Origin of the sequence: Marivivens sp. LCG002 (assembly GCF_030264275.1) — a bacterium.
In the GTDB taxonomy this organism is placed as follows: Bacteria; Pseudomonadota; Alphaproteobacteria; order Rhodobacterales; family Rhodobacteraceae; genus Marivivens.
On record NZ_CP127165.1, the window covers coordinates 1,232,028 to 1,255,078 of the forward strand.

The 23,051-nt window shown below is 61.5% G+C and carries 4 protein-coding genes; 2 read left to right on the top strand and 2 right to left on the bottom strand.

Annotation, left to right across the window (positions count from 1 at the left end):
* The first annotated feature begins 242 nt into the window (after positions 1-242).
* Positions 243-20,477 (top strand): Ig-like domain-containing protein, encoded by a 20,235-nt coding sequence (locus tag QQG91_RS06200; protein WP_285772099.1) that lies wholly within the window; start codon positions 243-245, stop codon positions 20,475-20,477.
* Between the two features lie 98 nt (positions 20,478-20,575).
* Here the strand turns inward: QQG91_RS06200 and QQG91_RS06205 are convergent, their stop codons facing one another.
* Positions 20,576-21,166 carry a nucleotidyltransferase family protein gene (locus QQG91_RS06205; protein WP_285772100.1) on the bottom strand — a complete coding sequence of 197 codons (591 nt, stop codon included), beginning with the start codon at positions 21,164-21,166 and terminating at the stop codon, positions 20,576-20,578.
* A gap of 58 nt (positions 21,167-21,224) precedes the next feature.
* Between QQG91_RS06205 and QQG91_RS06210 the strand changes: the two genes are divergently transcribed.
* Positions 21,225-22,478, top strand: a complete 1,254-nt coding sequence (locus tag QQG91_RS06210) for a DUF2254 domain-containing protein (protein WP_285772101.1) — start codon at positions 21,225-21,227, stop codon at positions 22,476-22,478.
* Here QQG91_RS06210 and QQG91_RS06215 read toward each other — a convergent pair.
* A complete protein-coding gene (locus QQG91_RS06215; RefSeq protein WP_285772102.1) occupies positions 22,468-23,025 on the bottom strand; it encodes a lipid-binding SYLF domain-containing protein in 558 nt (185 codons plus the stop codon). The two genes, QQG91_RS06210 and QQG91_RS06215, sit on opposite strands and share 11 nt — an antisense overlap.
* Between the last annotated feature and the right edge of the window lie 26 nt (positions 23,026-23,051).

Genomic DNA, 23,051 nt, shown 5'->3' on the forward strand with positions numbered 1-23,051 from the left:
TTTTGGATATGAATAACTAGCCCATCTGGGGGGCATATAGTCGAATGGGGCGACTATGTTTGGTTTCGGCCAAACGAACGAGTGGTGTCTGCGCGGAGATTATTTCCACGCTGATTTGTGCAACGTGTCGCACCTTGAGTGCGCTGCGAGGTGCGTTCGCTTGCCCCGACAAATAGGGCAGCATCGTATTTCGCAAAGATCGTCGGGTGACTTCATTCGACGGGGCCTTTGGAGACTGAAGTATGACGTATTTGCTGAACTGGACGAGCTGCCTCTGGAACGGACTTTCTTGGTTCGACGGGAATTCGACCTCGTACAACACCACCACATCGGGAAGTTGCGGAAGCACGACCTATAACGGGTATGACTGCGGTTTTCTCAGCGGCGGGTCGTTCGACACCAGCCTGGATGTGAATTTCGACAGCTGCCTCAAAGACATCAGCTTCAATCTTTTTGACATCGACCTGAGCGACTGTGGCCCCGGGAAGCTCTGCGATATCAAATTCACCGACGTCTTCGGCAATCTGGTCGATGCGAAATTCGAGCTGATCGACGGTCTTGTAAAGGTTGTCTGCGATGTGCCCTGCGTCGGCTTCACGCTGTTCAACTGCTCCAAAGATTACGACTTCGATCTCAAGTTCGGTTCGATCTCCTGCGCGCCTGCGCCGGAATACAACATCAACGGCGAAGGTGTTGTCGAAGGCACCGAGAACGGCGACCTTATCGACGCGAATTACACTGGTGATCCCGACGGTGATAAAGTCGACAACAACGACGCCCTTTTGCAGGGTGAAGTCGGTGACGACGACATCATCGTTTCGGGTGCGGGGAACGACACGATTTACGCAGGCGCAGACAATGACGAAGTCTATGCCGGTGCAGGCGACGATATCGCCACAGGTGGCGCAGGCGACGACCTCATCTATGGCGACAGCACGCTTGGCAATTTCGCGACAGGCGTCGTTGAAACGACGGGACCGCGCGAAAGCTTCGAGTGGGACAAAGCCCCCGATCCGGATCTGTTGGACTTTAACGGGATCGACGAAGGCGACCATATCGGCAGCTTCAGCCAAAATACCGGCAGCGTGAACGTTTCGTTCAGCAAGACCGCCTACAGCGGCTCGCCCGAAACCACCTATACCGAGGTCACCCAGCTGACCTCCGACATCGACGATGGCGCGGAAACGATCGACTCGACCTCGGGTCTGAAGTCCTATCTCAACGCCAATGGCGAAAGCGCGACCTATAAGCTCGCCTTCTCGAACGAAGTTTATAACGTCGATTTCCGGATCAACGACATCGACACCGATTCCACGGTCCGTATTCGCGCCTTTGACGCGGACGGTAACGAAGTGGCGGTGAAATTCACCGTCGGCGGCGATATCAGCGTCTCCAACGCGGATGGTCTCAAGGGCAATGACCTTTTGACCAGCACCAATGATGCAGACCAGAGCCCGACGACTGCCTCGACTTCCGCATTGGTCGAAATCAACGGCCCCGTCGCGCGGATCGAAATACTCCATGCACAGGCCGGATCGCTCGGCTCGGGCATCATCATCACGGATGTGTTCTACGATACGGGCACGCCGATTGCCGTTGATCCCGCGACTCTCGTCGGCGGGGATGACACGCTTTCGGGCGGTCTCGGCGACGACACCATCTTCGGCGAAGTCGGCAATGACTCGGTTTCGGGTGACGAGGGTAACGACGTTCTCTTCGGCGGCTCGGGCGACGACAGCATTTCGGGCGGTATCGGCAACGACACGATCTATGGTGACGAACCTTCGAACGTGCCGAGCGACGGCAATTTCATCGTCAACGGCTCTTTCGAGAACATCTCGGGCCTGACTCAGACCAGCTATGGCTATGTCGGTGACGGCGTTATTCCGGGTTGGACTTCGACCAGCACCGTGAACGACATGGACATTCACAATGACGGTCGTGACGGGATCGAGGCGACCGATGGCCAGAACTGGCTCGATCTGGATGCCTCTTCGGGCAATATCCGCGTTGGTCAGGATGTTCAGGGTCTGACCGATGGTCAAACCTATGAAGTTTCTTTCGATGTGAACGATTCACCCGAGAAGACCTCGATCGACGGTCCCGATGAAAACATCGTCAAGGTCTATTGGAACGGCGAGCTCATCGCCACGATCGACCCCTATAATGCCAATGGCGACACCTCGTGGGATCACTACACCTTCCAGGTCACCGCAGGCAGTGGCAACGGCAGTGACCGTCTCGAATTCCAAGGTGCAGGCACAGCCGACAGCTACGGTGTTTCGATCGACAACGTGAAACTCGTTTCTCTCGACGGCTCGACCCCCGGCGATGATTGCGGCGACGACACCATCGACGGCGGAGCAGGCGATGACCTGATCTACGGCAACGGCGGAAACGACAGCATCACGGGCGGCACCGGCAACGACACGATCTATGGTGACAGCGGCGATATGGTCACGACCCCGCCCGTCGTCGAGAGCTATGTGCGCGAAAGCTTTGAATGGAACCTTGCCGACGATCCGAACGGGACCAACCCGATCGACAACGGTGACAACCTTGCAGGCGGCTTCACCCAGGATACGGGCCGCGTCAACGTCACCTTTGAAGCGACGACCGACAGCGGAACGCCGATTTCGACTTTTGCGAACAACCAGCAAAAGGTCCATTCGGTCGACACGGGCACCGAAACCATCGACCCCTACAGCTCGCTCTCTTCCGAGCTCGACGCACATGGCGAAAAAGTCACCTATAGTCTCGATTTCTCGGATGAAGTGCGGGATGTCTCGTTCCGTGTGAACGATATCGACTTCAATTCCAAGGTCGTGGTCAAAGCCTATGACGCGAACGGCAACCTTGTGCCTGTCGATGTTCAAGCCGGTGCAAACATCACGGTTCAGGATCTTGACGGCGTAGCGGGCACCGAAACCCTCATCTCCTCGCAAGCGATGAGCGGCGAAGATACCGATCCGAACCTCTCGGGCCTCATCAACATCGCAGGACCGATCGTCCGCCTTGAAATCACGCACGAACAGGTCGGCACCCATAATTCGGGCATCAACATCACTGATGTCTACTATGACGCTCCCGTCTATTCGGACGTTCCTGTCGAGGCTTGCGAACCCGGTGACGATACGATCGACGGCGGTGATGGCAGCGACGTCATCTTCGGGAACGCAGGCAACGACACCCTCACGGGCGGCGCGGACGCTGATACGCTCTATGGCGGCGATGATCGCGATACTTTCATCGGCGGCACCGCAGGTGATGTCGTCGACGGCGGCACCGATGGTGACGACTTCGATACACTTGATCTGCGCGGTGCAGGTGCTGTGCGCATCGTCAATGAAACCGTGGATGCAGATGGTGACTCCACTTCGGGCACTGTCGAATTCCTCGATAGCTTCGGCAATGTCGTCGATACGATGGAGTTCACCGAAATCGAGCAGATTTTGCTGCCCGAAAACGAAGCTCCGACCGCAAACCCGGATTTTGCCACCACGCTCGAAGATGAGCCTCTGAATTCGATCAACGTTCTGGGCAACGATACCGATCCGAACGGCGATGATCTGTCGATCGTCGGCACGCCGACGGCGGAGCACGGCACGGTCACGGTCAACCCCGACGGCACGATCAACTACACCCCGGACGAGAACTTCAACGGCACCGACACGATCACCTATGTGATCAGCGACGAAGAGGGCGTGACCTCGACCTCGACGGTGACTGTGACGGTGACGCCGGTGAACGACGGCCCTGTTGCGAACCCCGATACGGCCGAGACGCTGGAAGACGAGCCGATCACTTCGCTCGATGTTCTGGGCAATGACACGGACGAAGACGGCGATGATCTGTCGATCGTCGGCACGCCGACGGCGGAGCACGGCACGGTCACGGTCAACCCGGACGGCACGATCAACTACACCCCGGACGAGAACTTCAACGGCACCGACACGATCACCTATGTGATCAGCGACGAAGAGGGCGTGACCTCGACCTCGACGGTGACTGTGACGGTGACGCCGGTGAACGACGGTCCCGTTGCGAACCCCGATACGGCCGAGACGCTCGAGGACGAGCCGATCACCTCGCTCGATGTTCTGGGCAATGACACGGACGAAGACGGCGATGATCTGTCGATCGTCGGCACGCCGACGGCCGAGCACGGCACGGTCACGGTCAACCCCGATGGCACGATCAACTACACCCCGGACGAGAACTTCAACGGCACCGACACGATCACCTATGTGATCAGCGACGAAGAGGGCGTGACCTCGACCTCGACGGTGACTGTGACGGTGACGCCGGTGAACGACGGCCCCGTTGCGAACCCCGATACGGCCGAAACGCTCGAGGACGAGCCGATCACCTCGCTCGATGTTCTGGGCAATGACACGGACGAAGACGGCGATGATCTGTCGATCGTCGGCACGCCGACGGCGGAGCACGGCACGGTCACGGTCAACCCCGATGGCACGATCAACTACACCCCGGACGAGAACTTCAACGGCACCGACACGATCACCTATGTGATCAGCGACGAAGAGGGCGTGACCTCGACCTCGACGGTGACTGTGACGGTGACGCCGGTGAACGACGGCCCCGTTGCGAACCCCGATACGGCCGAGACGCTGGAAGACGAGCCGATCACTTCGCTCGATGTTCTGGGCAATGACACGGATGAAGACGGCGATGATCTGTCGATCGTCGGCACGCCGACGGCGGAGCACGGCACGGTCACGGTCAACCCGGACGGCACGATCAACTACACCCCGGACGAGAACTTCAACGGCACCGACACGATCACCTATGTGATCAGCGACGAAGAGGGCGTGACCTCGACCTCGACGGTGACTGTGACGGTGACGCCGGTGAACGACGGCCCCGTTGCGAACCCCGATACGGCCGAGACGCTGGAAGACGAGCCGATCACCTCGCTCGATGTTCTGGGCAATGACACGGACGAAGACGGTGATGATCTGTCGATCGTCGGCACGCCGACGGCCGAGCACGGCACGGTCACGGTCAACCCCGATGGCACGATCAACTACACCCCGGACGAGAACTTCAACGGCACCGACACGATCACCTATGTGATCAGCGACGAAGAGGGCGTGACCTCGACCTCGACGGTGACTGTGACGGTGACGCCGGTGAACGACGGCCCCGTTGCGAACCCCGATACGGCCGAGACGCTCGAGGACGAGCCGATCACCTCGCTCGATGTTCTGGGCAATGACACGGATGAAGACGGCGATGATCTGTCGATCGTCGGCACGCCGACGGCGGAGCACGGCACGGTCACGGTCAACCCCGACGGCACGATCAACTACACCCCGGACGAGAACTTCAACGGCACCGACACGATCACCTATGTGATCAGCGACGAAGAGGGCGTGACCTCGACCTCGACGGTGACTGTGACGGTGACGCCGGTGAACGACGGCCCTGTTGCGAACCCCGATACGGCCGAGACGCTGGAAGACGAGCCGATCACTTCGCTCGATGTTCTGGGCAATGACACGGACGAAGACGGCGATGATCTGTCGATCGTCGGCACGCCGACGGCGGAGCACGGCACGGTCACGGTCAACCCGGACGGCACGATCAACTACACCCCGGACGAGAACTTCAACGGCACCGACACGATCACCTATGTGATCAGCGACGAAGAGGGCGTGACCTCGACCTCGACGGTGACTGTGACGGTGACGCCGGTGAACGACGGTCCCGTTGCGAACCCCGATACGGCCGAGACGCTCGAGGACGAGCCGATCACCTCGCTCGATGTTCTGGGCAATGACACGGACGAAGACGGCGATGATCTGTCGATCGTCGGCACGCCGACGGCCGAGCACGGCACGGTCACGGTCAACCCCGATGGCACGATCAACTACACCCCGGACGAGAACTTCAACGGCACCGACACGATCACCTATGTGATCAGCGACGAAGAGGGCGTGACCTCGACCTCGACGGTGACTGTGACGGTGACGCCGGTGAACGACGGCCCCGTTGCGAACCCCGATACGGCCGAAACGCTCGAGGACGAGCCGATCACCTCGCTCGATGTTCTGGGCAATGACACGGACGAAGACGGCGATGATCTGTCGATCGTCGGCACGCCGACGGCGGAGCACGGCACGGTCACGGTCAACCCCGATGGCACGATCAACTACACCCCGGACGAGAACTTCAACGGCACCGACACGATCACCTATGTGATCAGCGACGAAGAGGGCGTGACCTCGACCTCGACGGTGACTGTGACGGTGACGCCGGTGAACGACGGCCCCGTTGCGAACCCCGATACGGCCGAGACGCTGGAAGACGAGCCGATCACTTCGCTCGATGTTCTGGGCAATGACACGGATGAAGACGGCGATGATCTGTCGATCGTCGGCACGCCGACGGCGGAGCACGGCACGGTCACGGTCAACCCGGACGGCACGATCAACTACACCCCGGACGAGAACTTCAACGGCACCGACACGATCACCTATGTGATCAGCGACGAAGAGGGCGTGACCTCGACCTCGACGGTGACTGTGACGGTGACGCCGGTGAACGACGGCCCCGTTGCGAACCCCGATACGGCCGAGACGCTGGAAGACGAGCCGATCACCTCGCTCGATGTTCTGGGCAATGACACGGACGAAGACGGTGATGATCTGTCGATCGTCGGCACGCCGACGGCGGAGCACGGCACGGTCACGGTCAACCCGGACGGCACGATCAACTACACCCCGGACGAGAACTTCAACGGCACCGACACGATCACCTATGTGATCAGCGACGAAGAGGGCGTGACCTCGACCTCGACGGTGACTGTGACGGTGACGCCGGTGAACGACGGCCCCGTTGCGAACCCCGATACGGCCGAGACGCTGGAAGACGAGCCGATCACCTCGCTCGATGTTCTGGGCAATGACACGGACGAAGACGGTGATGATCTGTCGATCGTCGGCACGCCGACGGCGGAGCACGGCACGGTCACGGTCAACCCCGATGGCACGATCAACTACACCCCGGACGAGAACTTCAACGGCACCGACACGATCACCTATGTGATCAGCGACGAAGAGGGCGTGACCTCGACCTCGACGGTGACTGTGACGGTGACGCCGGTGAACGACGGCCCCGTTGCGAACCCCGATACGGCCGAGACGCTCGAGGACGAGCCGATCACCTCGCTCGATGTTCTGGGCAATGACACGGATGAAGACGGCGATGATCTGTCGATCGTCGGCACGCCGACGGCGGAGCACGGCACGGTCACGGTCAACCCCGATGGCACGATCAACTACACCCCGGACGAGAACTTCAACGGCACCGACACGATCACCTATGTGATCAGCGACGAAGAGGGCGTGACCTCGACCTCGACGGTGACTGTGACGGTGACGCCGGTGAACGACGGCCCCGTTGCGAACCCCGATACGGCCGAGACGCTCGAGGACGAGCCGATCACCTCGCTCGATGTTCTGGGCAATGACACGGACGAAGACGGCGATGATCTGTCGATCGTCGGCACGCCGACGGCCGAGCACGGCACGGTCACGGTCAACCCCGATGGCACGATCAACTACACCCCGGACGAGAACTTCAACGGCACCGACACGATCACCTATGTGGTGAGCGATGACGACGGCAACACCGACACCGCCACGGTGACGGTCACCGTCACGCCGCAGAACGATGATCCGGTGGCGAACGACGACACCGCCTCGACGGACGAGGATATGCCCGTCACCATCGACGTGCTCGGCAACGACACGGATGTGGACGGCGATCCGCTCTCGGTTCTGGGGACCCCGACGGCCGAGCACGGCACGGTCGAGGTTCTCCCGAACGGCCAGCTCGTCTACACCCCCGAGGAGGGCTATACCGGCACCGACACGATCACCTATACGGTCTCGGACGGTCAGGGCGGCACCGACACGGGCTCTGTGACGGTCTCTGTTGCGGATGTGAACGAAGTGGATGCGGTCGATGATACGGCCGAGACCACCGAGGGCGCGCCTGTCGTGATCAACCTGACGGGCAACGACGTCGACCCCGAAGGCGACAGCTTCACGGTGACGGGCTTCTCGATCCCGGGCCATGGCGCATTGTCGATGGGTCAGAACGGTCAGGTGACCTACACGCCGGAAGACGGCTTTGTGGGCACGGACAGCTTCACCTATACGATCACCGATGAGAACGGTGCGACCGACACGGCGACCGTGACGGTGAGCGTGGGCGTCTCGCCCGATCAGGATCCGGATGCGGTGGAGGACGCTGCGACGACCTATCAGGACAAGCCTGTGGTCATCGACGTGCTCGGCAACGACACGGATGCGGAAGGCCAGCCTCTGACGGTTGTTCCGGGCTCGCTCGGCACGCCGGCGCATGGCACCGTGACGCTCAATCCCGACGGCACCGTGACCTATCAGCCGGAGGAAGACTACACCGGCACCGACAGCTTCACCTATACGGTGGTGGATGCGGAAGGGAACACCGATACGGCGACCGTGACGGTCACCGTGACGCCCTCGAGCACGCCTGTGGCTGCGGATGATACGGCCGAGACGCTGGAAGACGAGCCGATCACCTCGCTCGATGTTCTGGGCAATGACACGGACGAAGACGGCGATGATCTGTCGATCGTCGGCACGCCGACGGCGGAGCACGGCACGGTCACGGTCAACCCCGACGGCACGATCAACTACACCCCGGACGAGAACTTCAACGGCACCGACACGATCACCTATGTGGTGAGCGATGACGACGGCAACACCGACACCGCCACGGTGACGGTCACCGTCACGCCGCAGAACGATGATCCGGTGGCGAACGACGACACCGCCTCGACGGACGAGGATATGCCCGTCACCATCGACGTGCTCGGCAACGACACGGATGTGGACGGCGATCCGCTCTCGGTTCTGGGCACCCCGACGGCCGAGCACGGCACGGTCGAGGTTCTCCCGAACGGCCAGCTCGTCTACACCCCCGAGGAGGGCTATACCGGCACCGACACGATCACCTATACGGTCTCGGACGGTCAGGGCGGCACCGACACGGGCTCTGTGACGGTCTCTGTTGCGGATGTGAACGAAGTGGATGCGGTCGATGATACGGCCGAGACCACCGAGGGCGCGCCTGTCGTGATCAACCTGACGGGCAACGACGTGGACCCCGAAGGCGACAGCTTCACGGTGACGGGCTTCTCGATCCCGGGCCACGGCGCATTGTCGATGGGTCAGAACGGTCAGGTGACCTACACGCCGGAAGACGGCTTTGTGGGGACCGACACCTTCACCTATACGATCACCGATGCGAAGGGCGCGACCGACACGGCGACCGTGACGGTGAGCGTGGGCGTCTCGCCCGATCAGGATCCGGATGCGGTGGAGGACGCTGCGACGACCTATCAGGACAAGCCTGTGGTCATCGACGTGCTCGGCAACGACACGGATGCGGAAGGCCAGCCTCTGACGGTTGTTCCGGGCTCGCTCGGCACGCCGGCGCATGGCACCGTGACGCTCAATCCCGACGGCACCGTGACCTATCAGCCGGAGGAAGACTACACCGGCACCGACAGCTTCACCTATACGGTGGTGGATGCGGAAGGGAACACCGATACGGCGACCGTGACGGTCACCGTGACGCCCTCGAGCACGCCTGTGGCTGCGGATGATACGGCCGAGACGCTGGAAGACGAGCCGATCACCTCGCTCGATGTTCTGGGCAATGACACGGACGAAGACGGCGATGATCTGTCGATCGTCGGCACGCCGACGGCCGAGCACGGCACGGTCACGGTCAACCCCGACGGCACGATCAACTACACCCCGGACGAGAACTTCAACGGCACCGACACGATCACCTATGTGGTGAGCGATGACGACGGCAACACCGACACCGCCACGGTGACGGTCACCGTCACGCCGCAGAACGATGATCCGGTGGCGAACGACGACACCGCCTCGACGGACGAGGATATGCCCGTCACCATCGACGTGCTCGGCAACGACACGGATGTGGACGGCGATCCGCTCTCGGTTCTGGGGACCCCGACGGCCGAGCACGGCACGGTCGAGGTTCTCCCGAACGGCCAGCTCGTCTACACCCCCGAGGAGGGCTATACCGGCACCGACACGATCACCTATACGGTCTCGGACGGTCAGGGCGGCACCGACACGGGCTCTGTGACGGTCTCTGTTGCGGATGTGAACGAAGTGGATGCGGTCGATGATACGGCCGAGACCACCGAGGGCGCGCCTGTCGTGATCAACCTGACGGGCAACGACGTGGACCCCGAAGGCGACAGCTTCACGGTGACGGGCTTCTCGATCCCGGGCCACGGCGCATTGTCGATGGGTCAGAACGGTCAGGTGACCTACACGCCGGAAGACGGCTTTGTGGGGACCGACACCTTCACCTATACGATCACCGATGCGAAGGGCGCGACCGACACGGCGACCGTGACGGTGAGCGTGGGCGTCTCGCCCGATCAGGATCCGGATGCGGTGGAGGACGCTGCGACGACCTATCAGGACAAGCCTGTGGTCATCGACGTGCTCGGCAACGACACGGATGCGGAAGGCCAGCCTCTGACGGTTGTTCCGGGCTCGCTCGGCACGCCGGCGCATGGCACCGTGACGCTCAATCCCGACGGCACCGTGACCTATCAGCCGGAGGAAGACTACACCGGCACCGACAGCTTCACCTATACGGTGGTGGATGCGGAAGGGAACACCGATACGGCGACCGTGACGGTCACCGTGACGCCCTCGAGCACGCCTGTGGCTGCGGATGATACGGCCGAGACGCTCGAGGACGAGCCGATCACCTCGCTCGATGTTCTGGGCAATGACACGGACGAAGACGGTGATGATCTCTCGATCGTCGGCACGCCGACGGCCGAGCACGGCACGGTCACGGTCAACCCGGACGGGACGATCAACTACACCCCGGACGAGAACTTCAACGGCACCGACACGATCACCTATGTGGTGAGCGATGACGACGGCAACACCGACACCGCCACGGTGACGGTCACCGTCACGCCGCAGAACGATGATCCGGTGGCGAACGACGACACCGCCTCGACGGACGAGGATATGCCCGTCACCATCGACGTGCTCGGCAACGACACGGATGTGGACGGCGATCCGCTCTCGGTTCTGGGGACCCCGACGGCCGAGCACGGCACGGTCGAGGTTCTCCCGAACGGCCAGCTCGTCTACACCCCCGAGGAGGGCTATACCGGCACCGACACGATCACCTATACGGTCTCGGACGGTCAGGGCGGCACCGACACGGGCTCTGTGACGGTCTCTGTTGCGGATGTGAACGAAGTGGATGCGGTCGATGATACGGCCGAGACCACCGAGGGCGCGCCTGTCGTGATCAACCTGACGGGCAACGACGTGGACCCCGAAGGCGACAGCTTCACGGTGACGGGCTTCTCGATCCCGGGCCATGGCGCATTGTCGATGGGTCAGAACGGTCAGGTGACCTACACGCCGGAAGACGGCTTTGTGGGGACCGACAGCTTCACCTATACGATCACCGATGAGAACGGTGCGACCGACACGGCGACCGTGACGGTGAGCGTGGGCGTCTCGCCCGATCAGGATCCGGATGCGGTGGAGGACGCTGCGACGACCTATCAGGACAAGCCTGTGGTCATCGACGTGCTCGGCAACGACACGGATGCGGAAGGCCAGCCTCTGACGGTTGTTCCGGGCTCGCTCGGCACGCCGGCGCATGGCACCGTGACGCTCAATCCCGACGGCACCGTGACCTATCAGCCGGAGGAAGACTACACCGGCACCGACAGCTTCACCTATACGGTGGTGGATGCGGAAGGGAACACCGATACGGCGACCGTGACGGTCACCGTGACGCCCTCGAGCACGCCTGTGGCTGCGGATGATACGGCCGAGACGCTGGAAGACGAGCCGATCACCTCGCTCGATGTTCTGGGCAATGACACGGACGAAGACGGCGATGATCTGTCGATCGTCGGCACGCCGACGGCCGAGCACGGCACGGTCACGGTCAACCCCGACGGCACGATCAACTACACCCCGGACGAGAACTTCAACGGCACCGACACGATCACCTATGTGGTGAGCGATGACGACGGCAACACCGACACCGCCACGGTGACGGTCACCGTCACGCCGCAGAACGATGATCCGGTGGCGAACGACGACACCGCCTCGACGGACGAGGATATGCCCGTCACCATCGACGTGCTCGGCAACGACACGGATGTGGACGGCGATCCGCTCTCGGTTCTGGGGACCCCGACGGCCGAGCACGGCACGGTCGAGGTTCTCCCGAACGGCCAGCTCGTCTACACCCCCGAGGAGGGCTATACCGGCACCGACACGATCACCTATACGGTCTCGGACGGTCAGGGCGGCACCGACACGGGCTCTGTGACGGTCTCTGTTGCGGATGTGAACGAAGTGGATGCGGTCGATGATACGGCCGAGACCACCGAGGGCGCGCCTGTCGTGATCAACCTGACGGGCAACGACGTGGACCCCGAAGGCGACAGCTTCACGGTGACGGGCTTCTCGATCCCGGGCCACGGCGCATTGTCGATGGGTCAGAACGGTCAGGTGACCTACACGCCGGAAGACGGCTTTGTGGGGACCGACACCTTCACCTATACGATCACCGATGCGAAGGGCGCGACCGACACGGCGACCGTGACGGTGAGCGTGGGCGTCTCGCCCGATCAGGATCCGGATGCGGTGGAGGACGCTGCGACGACCTATCAGGACAAGCCTGTGGTCATCGACGTGCTCGGCAACGACACGGATGCGGAAGGCCAGCCTCTGACGGTTGTTCCGGGCTCGCTCGGCACGCCGGCGCATGGCACCGTGACGCTCAATCCCGACGGCACCGTGACCTATCAGCCGGAGGAAGACTACACCGGCACCGACAGCTTCACCTATACGGTGGTGGATGCGGAAGGGAACACCGATACGGCGACCGTGACGGTCACCGTGACGCCCTCGAGCACGCCTGTGGCTGCGGATGATACGGCCGAGACGCTGGAAGACGAGCCGATCACCTCGCTCGATGTTCTGGGCAATGACACGGACGAAGACGGCGATGATCTGTCGATCGTCGGCACGCCGACGGCCGAGCACGGCACGGTCACGGTCAACCCCGACGGCACGATCAACTACACCCCGGACGAGAACTTCAACGGCACCGACACGATCACCTATGTGGTGAGCGATGACGACGGCAACACCGACACCGCCACGGTGACGGTCACCGTCACGCCGCAGAACGATGATCCGGTGGCGAACGACGACACCGCCTCGACGGACGAGGATATGCCCGTCACCATCGACGTGCTCGGCAACGACACGGATGTGGACGGCGATCCGCTCTCGGTTCTGGGCACCCCGACGGCCGAGCACGGCACGGTCGAGGTTCTCCCGAACGGCCAGCTCGTCTACACCCCCGAGGAGGGCTATACCGGCACCGACACGATCACCTATACGGTCTCGGACGGTCAGGGCGGCACCGACACGGGCTCTGTGACGGTCTCTGTTGCGGATGTGAACGAAGTGGATGCGGTCGATGATACGGCCGAGACCACCGAGGGCGCGCCTGTCGTGATCAACCTGACGGGCAACGACGTCGACCCCGAAGGCGACAGCTTCACGGTGACGGGCTTCTCGATCCCGGGCCACGGCGCATTGTCGATGGGTCAGAACGGTCAGGTGACCTACACGCCGGAAGACGGCTTTGTGGGGACCGACACCTTCACCTATACGATCACCGATGAGAACGGTGCGACCGACACGGCGACCGTGACGGTGAGCGTGGGCGTCTCGCCTGATCAGGATCCGGATGCGGTGGAGGACGCTGCGACGACCTATCAGGACAAGCCTGTGGTCATCGACGTGCTCGGCAACGACACGGATGCGGAAGGCCAGCCTCTGACGGTTGTTCCGGGCTCGCTCGGCACGCCGGCGCATGGCACCGTGACGCTCAATCCCGACGGCACCGTGACCTATCAGCCGGAGGAAGACTACACCGGCACCGACAGCTTCACCTATACGGTGGTGGATGCGGAAGGGAACACCGATACGGCGACCGTGACGGTCACCGTGACGCCCTCGAGCACGCCTGTGGCTGCGGATGATACGGCCGAGACGCTCGAGGACGAGCCGATCACCTCGCTCGATGTTCTGGGCAATGACACGGACGAAGACGGCGATGATCTCTCGATCGTCGGCACGCCGACGGCGGAGCACGGCACGGTCACGGTCAACCCGGACGGGACGATCAACTACACCCCGGACGAGAACTTCAACGGCACCGACACGATCACCTATGTGGTGAGCGATGACGACGGCAACACCGACACCGCCACGGTGACGGTCACCGTCACGCCGCAGAACGATGATCCGGTGGCGAACGACGACACCGCCTCGACGGACGAGGATATGCCCGTCACCATCGACGTGCTCGGCAACGACACGGATGTGGACGGCGATCCGCTCTCGGTTCTGGGGACCCCGACGGCCGAGCACGGCACGGTCGAGGTTCTCCCGAACGGCCAGCTCGTCTACACCCCCGAGGAGGGCTATACCGGCACCGACACGATCACCTATACGGTCTCGGACGGTCAGGGCGGCACCGACACGGGCTCTGTGACGGTCTCTGTTGCGGATGTGAACGAAGTGGATGCGGTCGATGATACGGCCGAGACCACCGAGGGCGCGCCTGTCGTGATCAACCTGACGGGCAACGACGTGGACCCCGAAGGCGACAGCTTCACGGTGACGGGCTTCTCGATCCCGGGCCATGGCGCATTGTCGATGGGTCAGAACGGTCAGGTGACCTACACGCCGGAAGACGGCTTTGTGGGGACCGACAGCTTCACCTATACGATCACCGATGAGAACGGTGCGACCGACACGGCGACCGTGACGGTGAGCGTGGGCGTCTCGCCCGATCAGGATCCGGATGCGGTGGAGGACGCTGCGACGACCTATCAGGACAAGCCTGTGGTCATCGACGTGCTCGGCAACGACACGGATGCGGAAGGCCAGCCTCTGACGGTTGTTCCGGGCTCGCTCGGCACGCCGGCGCATGGCACCGTGACGCTCAATCCCGACGGCACCGTGACCTATCAGCCGGAGGAAGACTACACCGGCACCGACAGCTTCACCTATACGGTGGTGGATGCGGAAGGGAACACCGATACGGCGACCGTGACGGTCACCGTGACGCCCTCGAGCACGCCTGTGGCTGCGGATGATACGGCCGAGACGCTGGAAGACGAGCCGATCACCTCGCTCGATGTTCTGGGCAATGACACGGACGAAGACGGCGATGATCTGTCGATCGTCGGCACGCCGACGGCCGAGCACGGCACGGTCACGGTCAACCCCGACGGCACGATCAACTACACCCCGGACGAGAACTTCAACGGCACCGACACGATCACCTATGTGGTGAGCGATGACGACGGCAACACCGACACCGCCACGGTGACGGTCACCGTCACGCCGCAGAACGATGATCCGGTGGCGAACGACGATGAGGAGAGCACGACAGAAGGGACGCCCGTTACGATTGATGTTCTTGGCAATGACTTCGACGTTGATGGCGACATCATCGCGGTGCAATCCACGAACACAACGAGCGGTAATGGCACGGTCGAGCTCGTAGACGGTAAGCTCGTTTACACGCCTGTCGCCGGGTTCACCGGAACCGACACCTTCACCTATACGATTGCTGACGAAGAGGGTCTGACCTCGACGGCAACGGTCACGGTGAATGTGACACCGGAGGAAAATCTTGATCCTGAGGCTTGCAACGATGTTGCGACCACCGGGGAAGAGACCCCCGTCGTCATCAAGGTTCTTGAAAACGATCAGGACCCGAACGGCGATCCGCTGGAGATCATCGATACGTCAACGCCGATGCACGGCACGGTTGTGGTCAATCCCGACGGCACCTTGACCTACACGCCCGAAGACGGTTACACTGGCACCGATACCTTCACCTATACCGTGTCGGACGGTCAGGGTGGCACGGATACGGCGACCGTCATCGTGAATGTGGAGCATGTGAACGCGGTCGATGCCGTCGACGATGCTGCGAGCACCGAGGAAGGTACGCCTGTCACCATCGACGTGCTCGGCAACGACAGCGATCCCGAAGGGGATGCGTTCGATCTCACTGCGATCAACACGCTGCCCGAGCATGGCACGCTCTCGAAGGGTCCGGACGGCAAGATCGTCTATACCCCCGAGGAGGGTTACACGGGCACCGACAGCTTCACCTATACGATCACCGATGAGAACGGCGCGACGGATGTTGCGACTGTGACGATCGATGTGACGGCGGGTGAGCCCGACAACGCGGTCGATGCGGTCGATGATGCTGCGAGCACCGAGGAAGGTACGCCTGTCACCATCGACGTGCTCGGCAACGACAGCGATCCTGAAGGGGATGCGTTCGATCTCACTGCGATCAACACGCTGCCCGAGCATGGCACGCTCTCGAAGGGTCCGGACGGCAAGATCGTCTATACCCCCGAGGAGGGTTACACGGGCACGGACAGCTTCACCTACACGATCACCGATGAGAACGGCGCGACGGATGTTGCAACGGTCACCATCGATGTGACGGCGGGTGAGCCCGACAACGCGGTCGATGCTGTGGACGATATGGCCTACACGCCCTTCGAGACGCCTGTCGTCATCGATGCGCTGGCCAACGACATGGATGAAGAAGGCGATACGTTCTCGATCACCGACTTCACCCAGCCGCAGAACGGAACCGTTGTTCTCAACCAGGACGGCACATTCACCTACACGCCGAATGATGACTATATGGGAACCGAAACGTTCACCTATACCATCACCGACGCCAAGGGTGCGACCGATGTGGCGACCGTCACTGTGAGCACGGGTGAAGACCCCTATGGTGTGGCCGATCAAGGCACCACCTATGAGGACAAGCCGATCACCATCGATGTTCTTGCGAACGATCTCGATGATGAAGGCGGCCCGCTCGATGTGGTCGAGGACTCGGTCACCGATCCTGCCAACGGCACCGCGGTTCTCAACGAGGACGGCACTGTCACCTATACGCCCGATGACGGCTTCACCGGCACCGACACCTTTGAATACACGGTTGTTGACCAGCACGGGAACACCGACACGGCGACGGTTACGGTCAATGTTCTTCCGAACACGGCACCGGTTGCGACCGACGATGCGGACGAGACCTTCCAAGAGGTTCCTGTCATCATCGACGTTCTGGGCAACGACACGGACGAAGACGGCGACACTCTCAGCGTTGTTCCCAACAGCCTGAGCACCCCGTCGCACGGCACCGTGGTTCTCAACCCCGACGGCACCGTGACCTATACGCCGGAGGCCGGTTACGCGGGCACCGATACCTTCACCTACACCATTGTGGATGAAGACGGGCTCACCGATACCGCGACCGTGACTGTGACTGTTGCGCCCGACACCGATCCGGTTGCCGCGGACGATCAGGACACCACCTATCTTGAAAAGCCGATTGTCATGGACCTCTTGGCCAATGACACCGACGAAGATGGGGATGACCTCAGCATCGTTCCGAACAGCCTGACCGATCCTGCGAACGGCACTGTGACGCTCAACCCCGACGGCACTGTGACCTACACGCCGGATACGGGCTTCATGGGAACGGATACGTTCCTCTACACCATCACCGACGAGGACGGTAACACCGACACGGCACAGGTCACTGTGGATGTGCTCGCCGATACCAACCCCGTTGCGGTCGATGATGTCGAGAGCACGCATCAGGACCAGCCTGTCACGATCGACGTGCTCGGCAACGATATGGACGAGGATGGCGACACCCTCACCGTCGTTCCGAACAGCGCGACCGATCCGGCACATGGCTCTGTTGTGATCCAGCCTGACGGCACGATCGTTTACACACCCGACACGGGCTACACGGGCACGGATACCTTCAGCTACACCGTCACCGACGACGACGGGAACACTGATGTGGCCGAAGTCACCGTCACCATCGTTCCGGGCACTGCGCCCGATGCGGTTGATGACGCGGCCTCGACCTATCCGAACCGTCCTGTGGTGATCGATGTTCTGGGCAACGACGAGGACGCCGACGGCGATACCCTGAGCGTTGTTCCGAATAGCCTGAGCGAGCCCGAGCATGGCACCGTCACGCTCAATCCCGATGGCACTGTGACCTACACGCCGGATGAGGATTACGTGGGCACCGACACCTTCACCTATGTGGTGACGGATGACGACGGCTCGACGGATCTGGCCACCGTGACGGTCACGGTTCAGGACAACACCGCGCCCGATGCTGTTGACGATGTGCGCACCGTGGATCAGGGCAACCCGATCACCATCGACGTTCTGGCCAACGACACCGACGTGGATGGGGATACGCTCAGCATCCTCGAGGGCACTGTGACCGAGCCGCTCCACGGCACGGTAACGGTCAACCCTGATGGCACGATCGTTTACACACCCGAGCCCGGCTATACCGGTCCGGACAGCTTCGAATACACCATCGTAGACGAAGAAGGCCTGACCGATACGGCGACCGTGTCGATCACCGTCGAGAACACCAATGTCGCGCCTGACGCCGTGGACGACAACGCCACGACGCCGATGGACGAAGCGGTGCTTATCGAGGTTCTCTCGAACGACACCGACCCGAACAGCGATCCGCTGACCGTGGTCAATGTCACCGATCCTGCGCATGGCACGGTTGTCATCAACCCCGATGGCACCCTGACCTATACGCCGGATGCGGGCTTCACGGGCACCGACACCTTCGACTACACGATCTCTGATGGTCGTGGCGGCTTTGACACGGCAACCGTCAATCTGACGATCCCGGTCGAGCCGACGCCTGACGGCACGGTCGAAGGCACTGCCGGCGACGATCTCATCGATCTGGCCTACACGGGTGATCCCGATGGCGACATGATCGACAACAACGATGCGATCCTTCCGGGTGATGTCGGTGATGACGATCTGGTCTATGGCTTCGACGGGGATGACACCATCCTTGCGGGTCAGGGCGACGATGAAGTCTATGGCGGTGACGGTGACGATGTGATCGACACCACCAGCGGCGAGCTGCGTCCCGATCTCGGTTATCCGGGTCTGTGGACTGCGGACACCGATCCGCTCGATGATCTCGACACCGTTTATGGCGGCGATGGCAATGACACCATCACCACCGGCGACGATGCCGACAGCATCGACGGCGGGGCAGGTGACGACTACATCGACGCGGGCGTCGACAAGGACACCATCGACGGCGGTGACGGCAACGACACCATCATCGGCGGTGAAGGCGACGACACCATCGACGGCGGCAAAGGTGACGACCTCATCTACGGCGGACTTGACGGGTCCTTCCCGGACTTCATCAACATCCCGAATGCGGATGGAGACCGTGTGGTCAACAACGGCCGCGACACCATCGATGCAGGTGAAGGCAACGACACCGTTTACGGCGAAGACGACGACGACACGATCTTTGGCGGTCTTGGAAACGACTTCCTCGACGGCGGGATCGATGACGACGCGGTCTACGGCGGCGACGGGACCGACACCATCACCGGCGGCGAAGGCGAAGACGACCTCTTCGGCGGCTTCGGCTCGGATACCTTCCTTGGCGGCACCGGCGGCGACGTCGTGGTCGGCGGCGAAGATCCCGACGACAAGGATATCGACGTTCTCGATCTGCGTGGCTCTGCGGTGGACTTCATCACCTATGACCAGAACGATCCTGAAAAGGGCGTCGTAACCTTCCTCGACGGCTCGACGATGAACTTCTCCGAGATCGAGAACGTGATCCCCTGCTTTACGCCGGGCACCACGATCGCGACCCCGCAGGGCGAACGTCTGGTCGAAGAGCTTCGCGTCGGCGACCGTGTCATCACCCGTGACAACGGTATCCAGGAAATCGCCTGGATCGGTCAGAAAGAGCTTTCGCTCGGTCAGCTTGAACAGAGCCCGCATCTCAAGCCGGTTCTCATCAAGGCAGGCTCGCTGGGCAACGGTCTTCCTGAGCGCGATATGATCGTCTCGCCGAACCACCGTGTGCTTGTGGCCTCGGACCTGACGCAGCTCTACTTCGAAGAGCGCGAAGTTCTGGCCGCAGCCAAGCACCTCGTCGGCTCGCAAGGCATCGTCAACGTGGAGCAGCCCAAGACGACCTACATCCACTTCATGTTCGAACGTCACGAAGTGGTGCTGTCGAACGGGGCCTGGACTGAAAGCTTCCAGCCCGGTGACTACAGCCTCAAGGGTATCGGCAACGGTTCGCGCGAAGAAATCTTCGAGCTCTTCCCCGAGCTGCGCACCCGCGAAGGCATCAAGGACTACAACTCGGCCCGCCGCGCCCTCAAGCGTCACGAAGCCAAGTTGCTCATCAACAAGTAAGAGACAAGGCTTCGGGCGGTTCGACCGCCCGAGGCTCCGTCTGGTTGGTGGGGATCAGACACAATCCCGTCCGCAAGGGGGCTTGCGGGCGGGATTTCCTATGTTCGGGGGATTGCGCGAAAAGCGGCCCAATCTTCGGGAGTATCAAGATCAAGGGTCGCATGATCCGAAGGCAAGGTCACAAGTTCAAGGCGCACTTTGTGCGCACGGATAATCTCGGCGCCTCCGCTGTCGCCTGAAAGTGTTTCAAACATGGGCCGCAAGGTTGTTTCAAAGAGGATCGGGTGCCCCTGAGCGCCCGATTGATCCGCGCCGCGCAAGATAAGCGTGTCGCTGCCCGGCATATAGTCGAGCATTTGTTTCAGATCGGCGCTCGTCAGCCCCACAAGGTCAGCGAGAAGAACCATGAACCAAGCCGAGGCGGGCAGGGCGCGGACCCCTGTTTTCAGGCTCTCGGACATGCCCAGATCGGCGGTCGGAACCTCGATCAGCGTAGCGCTGAGATCGGCAATCGCTTTGGCGCGGGGATGCGTCAGGGACGGCAGCGCGACAAAAACAGGCTCACCCGTCGAAAGCGCCGCGTTCACCTGACGACGAAGCAGAGGAAGCCCATCGACCATTTCCAACAGCTTGTCCGCGCCGCGCATGCGTGACGAACGACCGGCAGCAAGAATAAGAATAGGGGTCATAGGGCACCTTGGAACTTTTCCGAGCGGAACGGGTTAAGTCATAAACGAGGGACCGTAATTGTTCACCACATTCATTGAACGTTTCAAGAGATTAACGCGAAACCTCTTTATCCGTGTCCTGCTGATCGGATTGCTGAGCATTCTGGCCACTTTGGTGGCCAAGGTCGCAGGGGCGTTCATCCCCGCGACGCTGGCGCAAAAGATCGGTGCCAGTTCCGTCGACACTCTTTTGAATATCCTCGCCAACTCCATGCTTGCGGTGACGACCTTTTCGCTGTCCGTCATGGTGTCGGTGCATCGGTCCGTCTCGTCTCAATGGAGCCCGCGCGCCCATCGGATGCAGCTTCGCGACAATCGCACGCAATCCGTTCTGGCGACATTCGTCGGAGCCTATATCTATGCGCTCTTGTCGATCATCTTGCGCGAAACAGGGTTCTACGGCGAGCGGGAGCTTGTCGTTCTTTACGTGGTGACGCTTGCGGTTTTCGGCTTGATCGTCTGGATGATCCTGACTTGGATCTTCCATCTCCAAACCTTCGGGAGCCTTGGGAACACCGCCGACCGTATCGAAGACCTCGCGCGAACCGCGCTCGAGGCGCGCGTGAAGGACCCCGCTCTTGGAGCGCATCCCCTAACGCCCGATGTCCAGATTCCGCACCACGCACGCCCTCTCATGGCGCCAAAAAGCGGCTTTGTGAAAAGCGTTTTTCCCCATGGTCTCGATCAGGCGATGAGCGACGGCGAAGCGGTCTATATTACCATTAGTGTCGGGGATTATGTTCAGCGGGGCGAGCCGGTCGGTTTTACCACTGCAGTTGAAGAGCGTGCGATAAAGGTTTGGAGTTACATTGATATTTCATCCGAACGTGACGCAGATCAGGACCCTGTGTTCGGGCTTCTCATGCTTGCGGAGATTGCCAGCAAAGCGCTTTCTCCGGGGATCAACGACGGTGGGACGGCGATCGACATTATGGGGCGGATTTCCGCAATCCTGATGGATCTGGAGATCACCGAGACAAAGCCCGCGCCCTGCACCAAGGTCTGGATGCCCGAGGTCGATGTCGCTGCGCTTTTGTCCGAGCCGTTCGAGCTTATCGCCCGCGATGGCGCCGACAAGGTCGAAGTGCAGGTCTTTCTTCAAAACAGGCTCAGGTCTCTGGCGGCACATCCACATCCCGCGATACGGGACACCGCCAAAAAAATTGCCCAAAGCGCCATGGAGCGCTCTGAGCAGGTCATTGATTTTCCGCAAGATATCGACGCGATCAAACGCGCCGCAGCGTGGATCGAGGTTGCGACCGTTACGGGATGATGCGCGTATACTTCGTGCCTTCGAGCGACACGCCGACACGGAAGCCAGCCTGACCGAAGACAACCGCAATGACGGGCGCACGCGACGTGGTGGTTTCTGCGCGGATCGTCTCGCCCGCGTCGACAAAGGCATATTCCACATCCGCGCCCAGCGCCCAACCGGGGCTACGGCGGAAGTCCAACAGCGCGTCTTGCGTCATAAAGAACAGAACGTGGCTGTATTGTTGCCCGCCGATCTGAAGACCTGCGCTTGCCGAGCTTGAGGAGTAGTAATCAACCGATGTGCCGCCGACCTGAAGCGCGCCGCGACCATAAGAGCCGCCGATCCCGAGACCGACTTCGGTCACGAGCGGCATGACAAGCATACCCGCCGCCTGTTGCGAAAGACCCTGCGTTTGCGGGTAATTGGCATACATGTAGCGGAGTGTTTCGTTCACGCGGGCATCGATCATCGACGCACCGTTGCTCCCGATCCCGTTTGCGCAGGCACCAAGTCCCGTCAGCGCGAGTGCGCCAAGTGCGAAGTTTCTTCTGGAGAAGCTGCTCATATTTGCCTCGTTATGAATGGCGGCTT

Bases quoted from the DNA above. Each gene is read 5' to 3' on its own strand.
- QQG91_RS06215 (WP_285772102.1), bottom strand. From the start codon at position 23,025: ATGAGCAGCTTCTCCAGAAGAAACTTCGCACTTGGCGCACTCGCGCTG.
- QQG91_RS06205 (WP_285772100.1), bottom strand. From the start codon at position 21,166: ATGACCCCTATTCTTATTCTTGCTGCCGGTCGTTCGTCACGCATGCGC.
- QQG91_RS06200 (WP_285772099.1), top strand. From the start codon at position 243: ATGACGTATTTGCTGAACTGGACGAGCTGCCTCTGGAACGGACTTTCT.